The following is a 9,631-nucleotide window of genomic DNA, read 5'->3' on the forward strand; positions in this document are numbered from 1 at the left end:
ATCACAACCTCTCGCTCAATTCAATACATTAATAGGTCCTGAACCTAATGTCACCCCTGCGAATTCGCGCCGCCAGAGCCATCCGAAATGAGCGATGTCTGCGATGGTGAAGTTTTCCCCGGCAACAAATTGACGATTTGCAAGAACGCCATTCAAGACTCTGAGTGTTCTGACCGCTTCGTTGGAGAAACGCTCGATCGCCAATGGCTGAGGGGCTGTCGCCTGGCGTTGGAAAAAACCGGCCTGTCCGAAGGAGGGGCTGAGCCCCGAGGCGTGAAAGAAAAGCTGCTCGAATGTCCGAAACCGGGCTTCACCAGAAGCAGGAAGGAGTTTTCCCGTTTTCTCGGACAGGTAGACCAGAATGGCCGCGGACTCCGTCAGCACGAGCCGATGGCCGTCTGCGCTGGAGTCGACCAGAACCGGAATCCTGGCATTTGGATTCAATGCAAGGAAATCAGCGGATTTCTGCTCGCCCAGGCGGACATTGACGCCGTGAAGCCTATAATCCAGATCAAGTTCTTCAAGTGCGATCAGAACTTTGACGCTATTCGGCGTCGAAAATGCATAAACATCGAACATCGTCGTTATCCTTTATACCGCAGAGCCGGGCGGAAGCGGCGAAGGATTGGAACCAGTACGGCGATCGCCGCCTGCGTCGGGCTGCCGTGAAGCTGGAATGCGAAGAGCGCATTCAACACCGACGGTGCGCTTACCAGTCGCTCCAGCATGCCCTGATCTCCTGCTGCGCTCCGAACCACCCGAAGCATGGTGAAGGCGTAGCGGCGTCACTCTGGACATGGCAGACGGGTTGCGGCGATAACGCCCATTCCTGGGAGGAATAATATGGATCGTTATCAGGCGATGACCACTTTTCTAAGGGTGGTGGAGACTGGCTCGTTTTCCGCCGCCGCCCGTTTGTTGAATGTGGGTCAGCCTGCCGTTTCCAAGATAATTGCGCAGTTGGAGGCGCGCCTGCAGGTGAGCCTGCTTGTCCGCTCTACGCATGGACTCAATACGACCGAAGCAGGTCAATTGTTTTACGAGAGGGCGAGCTCCGCGGTTCAGGAAGCCGACGAGGCGGAATTCGCCGCCCGCGGGGCTGGGGCTGGCCTGACGGGTAAGCTGCGTGTCTCGGCGGCGACTACGTTCGCCCGATTGCATATTGTGCCGCATTTGCCGGAATTCCTCGCCGCCAATTCGGGATTGGAAATCGACTTCGTTCTCGATGACAGGATGATCGATCTGGTTGGAGAGGGTGTGGACGTGTCGTTGCGCATGGGAGAGTTGCCTGACTCTGCGGCCGTTGCGCGCCGCCTTGCCACGGGGCTGCGTTCTGTCATGGCGACGCCGGCCTATCTTGCGAGGGCAGGTGAACCGAAGACGCCGGCCGGCCTCGCAGCTCATCAGGCAATTGTATATAGCCGACAGCCCAATGTCTGGTCCTTCACCCGGGATGGAACAGCGGCGTCAGTCACGGTGCACGGGCGCGTAAAGTTCAGCGCCGCCGAGGGAATAAGGGCTGCGGTTCTGGCGGATATGGGATTGGTTATCTCGTCTGACTGGATGTTCGCCGATGAGCTGGAGTCCGGCGTCGTGCGCAAAGTGCTATCCGGGTGGAGTCTGCCGACGATCGATCTTTGGGCGGTATTTCCGACAGGGCGCATGGCAAGCGCCAAGGCGCGCCGGTTTGCAGCCTTTGTAGAAGAGTTGATGAATCGATAAAGCCTATATTCTGATCTGGAATGGGCGTCAGTCACTCGAATGGAGTGATATAGTTTATAGATTTACCGATGGATGAGAGGATTGAGGGGGCGCATTTTTGCTCTCTGGGCGTCTGACGGGATGAAACAAGCCATTTTTCCTCGGGCGCGCGGGATTCCGACGATGGATGGTTTCTGCTTGCTGCTTGCTTGATGGGGTGGATCATGCACTCCAAATCAGTCTTCTGCGGAAGAAACCAAAAAGATACGATTTTTGCGAATATTTATACAACTGCATTCATTGCATATATGTTTCAGAAATCAGGAGATCTGGCGGTATATTGCCGCCAGAGGCGATCGATGTGTTTTTGCGATTTTGTCGCAATCTATATTGTGTCAAAAACTTCTTCTATTTTAAAGAATAAGCTCTGACTCTTGGCAGACGATGGTTTCTGGATGACCGGACTGAGCGTAACGCAACCATCTTGCGGGTGTCTTCGTCCCATAGCATGTTTGTCCATGAAGCCCGGAATCCATCATACATATTTAGAACTTTTGCATTTTGGAAAATGGGATGGTCATTATGACATGGCAGAAGGTGATAGTTCGGAATGCCTGGTGCAGCATGATGCACGTGGTGAGTGCCAATATTTCCCGAAAACCACCGTAACAGGCGTGGCAAGCGAAGGAACGAGCAACCGGTCAGGGATGCGTCAAAAGCGCTCCATTGCGGATTCGCTTTCCAGAGAACGCCTTCAAATTTGTGCTGAACCAGAAAGAGCCAGACGCCACTTACGGCGGCTGGGTAGATGACTACGAAACTGACAAGGGACACAATTTTGAGTCCGGCGTACCAAATTAGAAACCCAAAAATAAAGAACAGGCAGGCGTTGGTGAGGTAGACTCCCAACCGCTCTCGGGCCCAGCCGCGTGGAGCGTCAAAGGCGACCCTGTATGAAATAAAAAAAATGATCGGCGGCATAACAAAAATAGAAAGAATAGGGTTAATTTTAAATCGATATAAAAATTTTTGAAATTTTGTCATTGCGGAATATTCGCGGACAGTTATGCAGTCAGAATACATGTCTGACAGACGACCTCTGGAGTCCGTGTTGTTCCATGAGCCATGGTGCAGCGCATGGTGTCTTTTCCAATGATCATAAGGCGTCAGCGTCAGCAGGGAGCATAATCTTCCGACGAGGTTGTTCGTGTAGTCGTGTCGAAATAATGATCCATGACCGCAATCATGCTGCAGCACGAACGTCCTTACCGACAGGCCAGAGGCAATAGGCGCGATGAGCAATACGGCCCACCACCCGTGCATGAAGCCAGCGTAAAGCAAGATGTAACAAGCAAGTAGAGCGCAGACAGTCGAAACGACCTGAACGAGACTTGTTCTGGGGTTGGACCGTTGGTATTTTTTTATAACTGCTGTCACGTCATCGGGGCGCTTGGTGTAGTGCTGTTCTTCGTGTTGATAGTGCCCCATTGCATCCCCGAAAATTGAATTTCGGGCGGAACCATATTGAGAAGTCGAACGCTTTGGAACTATGTCAAATATTAAATATAGTTATACGGGGTACCGAAGTCATTTCTGTGGTAGAATATCGTTGTTTGGTGGCTCCGACGGGCAGGGCGGGCATTTCCGAGTTGCGAGGTTTGGGCGTTTCGAGAAAAACCCCATGGTAAGGGAATTTTTTCTTATAAACGTAATAAATAACCTGCCTGCTTTGATGACGCTGTCACTGTCACGATATCAGGCTAATTTCTCCCGTATCTGCATAGCCAACTCCACAGATCGCCGCCGTGCAGCTTGATCGAAAATAGGAAACGCGATCATCAACTCGTCTGGACGGTGGCGATCAATGAACCCGGCCAGACGAGGCAAAATGCTCTCGGGTGAGCCTGCGAATGTGCAGGACAGCGTGTGGTCGAGCATCGCCTGCTCTTGCGGCTGCCAGTTCGGCGTGTCGATCGGCGGTGGATAGGGAATGGGCCGACCATGCCGCAGTGCTATGAAATATTGATGCAACGATGTGGCCAGGCGCTTTCCCTCCGCCTCGTCGTCCGCTGCGACGATGTTGACGGTCAGCATCACACGGGGGCGCGGGCAGCGTTCGGATGGTTCGAAACGGGACCGGTAGAGAGAGATCGCCTCCTCCATCTGCCCTGGAGCGAAATGGGACGCGAAGGCGTAAGGTAGGCCGAGTTGCGCAGCCAGCACGGCGGAGAATAGCGATGAGCCAAGGATCCACACCGGCACGCGTAATCCTGCGCCCGGCACGGCGCGCACGAGATGCGCATCGGTGTGTTCTGACGGCTCGAAGTAATGCAACACCTCAACCACGTCCTGCGGAAAACGGTCCGGGGCGTGGGGATCGCGGCGCAGCGCCATGGCGGTGCGTTGATCGGCGCCGGGCGCGCGGCCGAGACCGAGGTCTATGCGACCGGGAAACAGGGTTTCCAGTGTGCCGAACTGCTCGGCGACCGTCAGTGGCGAGTGGTTTGGTAGCATGACCCCGCCAGAGCCGACGCGGATGCGCTCCGTACGGGCGGCTACCTGCCCGATCAGGACGCTGGTCGCGGCGGAAGCGACGCCGGGCATGGAGTGGTGCTCGGCGAGCCAGTACCGGTGAAAGCCGAGTGATTCGCCCAGCCGTGCGAGCTCGAATGTGTTGCGGAAAGCGTCCGCAGGCGTTGCGCCCTGCGCAATCACCGCGAGGTCGAGAATGGAGAAGGGGATCACGCTAGAGGCCTCCGGACGGACAGTCCGGGTTCATATGGGCGCCGCACGGAGACGTCGCCAGTGCAAGGAGACGTTCACGCCGCCCCGCCCTACGGCCCGGAGGCTCAGCTCACATTGGATAAGCTCTGGTAGACCGCAGTTTCGAAGTCCAGGTAGCCGTTAAAAGACGGCCCGTCGGCGAAGGGAAAAATCTGCGTGGCCCAGAAGCCGCCCAACCCGTTCCGACGGTCTATCCAGTAATAGAGGTTCGCAAGGCCAGCCCACCCAAGAGCGCCAGCAGGCCGTCCGGTCGGAGCGTCTTCTTCGTTGATCATGAACGTATACCCCCATGATTTTGAAATCCCTGGGAAAAACTCTGCGTCATTGGAAAGGGCCGGGATAACGCCGTCCAGACGGGTCACTTTCAGGTCCCCAAGTCCGTTGCGCGCCATGGCGGCGACCGTTTCCGCGCGCAGAACGCGACCGTGCTCTCCTGCTCCGTCGTTCAGGATCACGCGCACGAAGCGCATGTAGTCACCCACGGTAGAGTACAGCCCATGTCCGGCCATATGGATTTCGGGGTCCTGCGCCAGCTCGAAATCTTCGAGCGGCCTCAACGCGCCGTCATCTTCCCGCTGATGCATGGCAGCGAGGCGGGAGCGCATGTCTGCAGACAAAGTGAATGAGGTGTCGCTCATGCCGAGGGGTTCGAACACGCGCGCTTTCAGCACATCGCCGAGCCGCGCCCCGGCGATGCGTTCTACGACCAGCCCGGCCCAGTCGATATTCACGCCGTAGTTCCAGCGCTCGCCCGGATCGAACAGCAGCGGCGCCGTGATCGAGGCCTTGCTCGCGGAGACGATGCTCGGCAGACGCCCGTCCTCCGCCAGTCTCCGGTAGCTTTCGCTGAAGAAATCATATCCGAAGCCGGCCGTGTGCAGCATCAGCATCCGGGTGGTGATGTCGCGTTTCGGCGCCCGCAGCATGGGCGCGCCCGCCGCGTCGAACCCCTCGATGACCTGAACATCGCCAATCTCCGGGACATAGTTTTTCGCGGGGGCGTCGAGGTCGAGCCTGCCTTCCTCGACCAGTTGCATGACGGCGACGCCCGCCACGCCCTTGGTGCAGGAGAAGATGCGGAACACCGTGTCGGTCGTCATGGCGCTCCCGCCGCCGAGGGAGCGCTCTCCGAACGCGCCTTCGTAGAACGCCTCGTTTCGGTTCGTCGCCATGGCGACCACGCCGGGCACTCTGTCGTTGGCTGTAACGGCGCGCTCAAGGATGGCGTCGCAGCGGCTTTTTGTCTTGTTGCGCATAACTGTCCCTTCGAATTGGAATATATTCGGGACAATGGCTCTGAATCGACCTGTGCGCCGCCTCTGATCGGCAGGCGGCGCCTGTTATCGGCGCCGTAACGGCCCGATTGGCGTCAATCAGTTGTGAGCGCGCCGCACGGCGGACGGAAGTTCACCGAAGCGCTGTCTGAAGCCGCGCGCAAATTCGCTGAAATTGACATAGCCCCAGCGGCTGGCGACGGCGCCGACAGTCTCGCCCGGTCCGGCTTCAAGCAGGTCGCGGTGGGCGTGCAGCAGTCGCTGTTCGCGCAGAAAAGCGCTGGGACTGACTCCGCGATAGCGTCGGAAGGCGCCGGACAGGGTTCTGACGCTGACTCCTGACGCTGCGGCGACCTCAATCATCGTGGGCATGGCCGCGACATGCGCGCGCATGAACTCCTCCGCGCGTCGCACATAGAACGGCGCAGCTTCGAGCGTCGGGCGGTCAAGTTCGATACCGGCGTTCGTCGCCCAGTTTTTCAAAAGCTCCAGAAACACCATCTCTTCGACGCGCGCGCTGGCGCGGCTGTCCGGTGACCACTGGCTTGCGAAGCGCGCAAGATATTCCATCAGCGCGATCCATGAGCTGTTTCGGTCTCCGAAACGCGTCTTTTTGGTCCAAAGCTCGTCGCCGGGTGCGGCATCGAACCACTGACGGGCGAAGTTCGCGAGCGTGTCGTGCGCGATTGTCAGGTTCAACTGCAGATGGTCCGGGCTGGCCCGCAGCCAGTAAGATGTTCGACTGCAGTCAACGACAAAGCTCTCGCCGCTTTTTGTCGAAACGCTTCCCGATCCACTGGCGGCATGTTCGATACCGCCGCGCAGTGTGGTGAGCACAAGAACACGACCGGCGGAAGGATCGAAGTCCGAGAGATGGACTGGCGTGCCGTAGGCAAAGCGGGTTGCAAGGATGCGTCCGGTGTCGAACGAGTACATGGTGGCGTCCGGTCGCGCCGCCGCCGACAGGGCTTCCGTTCTGTAGGGCATGTAGGCGTCGCGACAGAAGCTTCTGACTTCATCCCAATCGGATGAATGGGGCTTGTGACGCTGTCGGCGAGGCAGGCCGTTGGCGTCGATCAGAAGGGCGTCTTCGAGCATGGGGCGCGCAGGTTTCTCGTGGCGGGAACGGGCGTGCCACTTGTCTGCGCTTCGGGAGGGCGACGTCGGAAATCAAAATATCCGGAGAGCGCGCCAGATGTCCCGCGCGACGTTCAGGCGACGTATCTGATCGCCGCGCCGACGCCTGCCCGGCGTGCCGTGAGCAATCGCGCCTCTCCGCCGTCATCGACCAGAATATCTCGCCACACACGGAATGATTTCAATGCGCCTGACGTCACGAGCGCCGCGCCGCCGTTTTCATCGGGCGACAGCGTGTCGGTCACGACGGCTTCGCGGCTTTCGCGCAGGGTGCGCAAGTTCGCGATCTGCGCCGAAAGCGTGGGGCCGCCATCGAAGATGTCGATGTAGCCGTCATGACTGAAGCCTTCTGCTTCAAGAATGCGTCGGGCCGGTATGGCCTGATCGTGCGCACGGCCGATGCACTCTCGCGCGGCTTTCGGTAGCAGATCTACATAGATGGGATAGCGCGGCATCAGGTCAGCGATGAACTGGTTGCCGTGAAGCGCATTGTAGTGGTCAGCTTCACGGAAGTCGCGACCGAAGAAAATACGACCGATGGCGTTCCAGAATGGCGACCCGTCGGGGCCGACATAACCGCGCAGATCGGCGATAATTTTCTCGGGGAAGCGTTCTCGATGCTGGGCGATGAACAGGTAACGACTGCGCGCCAGCAACGCGCCGAGTCCCCCGGAACGGTGGTCGGGGTGCAGGAACAGGCCGCCGACTTCCGCTGCGCCGTCAAAGTCATTGACGATATGCAGAAGCCGCGCGGCGAAGCTGTGTGACAGTTCGCGCGAAACATGCGTGTGCGTGGCGATCTTGTAGCTGTAAAACGGCCAGGGAACGCCGATGCGCGAGAAGACGCAGGCGCATCCGCCGATCGCGCCGGTGTCCTCGTTTTCCAGAACAAGAAAATAAAGCTCATTTTCCGGCGCTTCGAGCTGACGCGCAAACGATGCCTCGCTCCATCCCAGCCGAGCCTTAAGCGCGTCGCGGTCGTGGGGCAGGTTGAGCAGTCCCCCGTCGGTGTGGCTCGCGAGTTCGTAAAGAGCATCAACGTCGCTGGAATTCGCGGGGCGCACGATCCAGGGAGACTCCGCTCCCTGACGTGCTGCGGTCGCAGATTGCGCGAGGGGCGGCGCGATGCGGTTCATGCTGCGGCCAGTCCCAGAAGGGAAAACAGGGCTTCGCGGGCGGCGCGGCAATCGGCCCACAGATCGGCGTGGCCGAGATCATCCGGCGCGATGCGTTCGGGCCAGCGTTCGTCGATCAGAGCGGCAATGGCGTCGATCCGACGTTCACTCAGCAAAAAGCGTCTGTCGAGCGCGGCTTCGGCAGCCTCGTCCACGGCGACGCGCAAGCGCAGGCAGGCGGGGCCGCCGCCATTACGCATGGATTCCCGCAAATCCATCGTCTGCACCTGTCGGATTGGGCCGTTCCCCGCAAGCATGGTGTCCAGCCATTGTTTCACCGACGGCGTGGCGTCGCATTCCGCCGGTACGACCAGAGTCATCCCGCCTTCAGGCCGGGTAAAGAGCTGCGCGTTGAACAGGTATGAGCGAATGGCGTCCTCCAGGCTGACCTGATCGGCGGGCACTTCAAGAATGCGGGCTTCAGGAAGGTGCTGGCGGATGAAGCCGTATACCGCATCCCGGTCCTCAAACGCCTGCTCATGGGCCAGCAGGACAGATTCATTCGCGACCGCCACGACGTCGTTGTGGAAAGCCCCTGCCTGCAACGCGGCGTCGCTCTGCCGCGCCAGCAGAACGCGCTCCGGCAGCAGGCCGTGACGTCGGGCGATCGCAGCGCTCGCGGCCTTAGCCTGCCGCGCCGGGAACCCTCCGGGGATCGTCTCCCCGTAGACGAAAATCTCGATGCCCGGGGCGCCGTGATGCGTGCACAGGCGCATGTGGTTTGCTGCGCCTTCGTCCCCCAGCGCGGCCGGGAGAGCGTCATGCACCGCGAAATACCGCTCGTTCGCGAACAGCGTCTTCAACAGTCGTGTCGTCTCAGGCGCTTCCAGACTGCGATGAATCATGGAGGAGAGATTCGCCACAGAGACATGGCAACGGCGATCAGCGGTGTCGGGAGATGGGGACACCGTCGCAGCGTTCGCGGTCCACATAGGCGAGGCGGAGAAGGCGGCCTTTAAAAGGCCGGGTTCGTCGCGCCACGCGGCCGCGCAGACGGCTTCGTCTGTGCCGCCGAACCCGCACTGGCGCAGCCACGCGACGTTGGGGCGGTCATGCGGCGGCAGCAATCCCTGACCCAGCCCAAGCTCCACCATGCGCCGCATCTTCTCCAGACCCTGCAGCGCGGCGGCACGCGGGCGGGAGACGTCGCCAGCATTGCCGGTCGAGGCGCGATTACCGAAGGAGAGGCCTGCGTAGTTGTGGGTCGGGCCGACCAGGCCGTCGAAATTGAACTCGCGCATAGGCGGCTTTCATCACTGGACGTCAAAGATGCGAGGGGCGGCCTCGTCGGGCGCGCCCGGGTTCTTGTTCACGGAGCATCGTCGCCGTCCGAGCTGGCCGACGGTTCCGGGGTGCGGTCGTGTCATACAGGAGCGCGCACGATTACGCACGCGTTCGGGACGGATGCGGAGGCGGTGTCGCTGAAATATCATGCGGCGATGCAAGCCGGAGGGTTTTGCTGCGTTTATCCGGTGAAGCGCTCTTGATGCTCGTGGACGGTGCGGCTCTGGCTTGCTGTTGCTGTTGCTGTTGCTGTTGCTGTTGCTGTTGCTGTTGCTG

General features: G+C 59.5%; 9 protein-coding genes. 1 reads left to right on the forward strand and 8 read right to left on the reverse strand.

Annotated features, from left to right (window positions below; genetic code table 11):
- Positions 1 to 15: 15 nt before the first annotated feature.
- Positions 16 to 579 carry a glutathione S-transferase family protein gene (locus tag HK28_RS09400; protein WP_086644331.1) on the reverse strand — a complete coding sequence of 188 codons (564 nt, stop codon included), beginning with the start codon at positions 577 to 579 and terminating at the stop codon, positions 16 to 18.
- Positions 580 to 584: 5 nt separating this feature from the next.
- A complete protein-coding gene (locus tag HK28_RS14015) occupies positions 585 to 728 on the reverse strand; it encodes a hypothetical protein (protein WP_158093439.1) in 144 nt (47 codons plus the stop codon).
- A gap of 115 nt (positions 729 to 843) precedes the next feature.
- On the opposite strand from HK28_RS14015, the gene HK28_RS09405 reads away from it, so the two are divergent.
- Positions 844 to 1,722, forward strand: coding sequence for a LysR family transcriptional regulator (locus tag HK28_RS09405; protein WP_086644332.1), 879 nt, complete (start codon positions 844 to 846; stop codon positions 1,720 to 1,722).
- A 387-nt stretch (positions 1,723 to 2,109) separates the two neighbouring features.
- On the opposite strand, the gene HK28_RS09410 is transcribed toward HK28_RS09405, so the two are convergent.
- From HK28_RS09410 to HK28_RS09435, 6 genes are all read right to left on the reverse strand, one after another.
- Entirely contained in the window at positions 2,110 to 3,189 is a 1,080-nt protein-coding gene (locus tag HK28_RS09410; RefSeq protein ID WP_086644333.1) for a fatty acid desaturase, read from the reverse strand.
- Positions 3,190 to 3,456: 267 nt separating this feature from the next.
- Positions 3,457 to 4,446: an LLM class flavin-dependent oxidoreductase gene (locus tag HK28_RS09415; protein WP_086644334.1), complete on the reverse strand. Its 990-nt coding sequence runs from the start codon at positions 4,444 to 4,446 to the stop codon at positions 3,457 to 3,459.
- A gap of 104 nt (positions 4,447 to 4,550) precedes the next feature.
- The gene (locus HK28_RS09420) at positions 4,551 to 5,741 is read right to left on the reverse strand and encodes a serine hydrolase (protein WP_086644335.1); all 1,191 of its coding nucleotides are present in this window, start codon (positions 5,739 to 5,741) and stop codon (positions 4,551 to 4,553) included.
- A 117-nt stretch (positions 5,742 to 5,858) separates the two neighbouring features.
- Positions 5,859 to 6,857 carry a helix-turn-helix transcriptional regulator gene (locus tag HK28_RS09425; RefSeq protein ID WP_086644336.1) on the reverse strand — a complete coding sequence of 333 codons (999 nt, stop codon included), beginning with the start codon at positions 6,855 to 6,857 and terminating at the stop codon, positions 5,859 to 5,861.
- 113 nt (positions 6,858 to 6,970) lie between these two features.
- Entirely contained in the window at positions 6,971 to 8,032 is a 1,062-nt protein-coding gene (locus HK28_RS09430; protein WP_086644337.1) for an arginine N-succinyltransferase, read from the reverse strand.
- Positions 8,029 to 9,312, reverse strand: coding sequence for an N-succinylarginine dihydrolase (locus HK28_RS09435; protein ID WP_086644338.1), 1,284 nt, complete (start codon positions 9,310 to 9,312; stop codon positions 8,029 to 8,031). The genes HK28_RS09430 and HK28_RS09435 overlap by 4 nt, the downstream gene beginning before the upstream one ends.
- Positions 9,313 to 9,631 lie beyond the last annotated feature (319 nt).

The organism is Acetobacter sp. DsW_063, from assembly GCF_002153745.1.
In the GTDB taxonomy this organism is placed as follows: Bacteria; Pseudomonadota; Alphaproteobacteria; order Acetobacterales; family Acetobacteraceae; genus Acetobacter.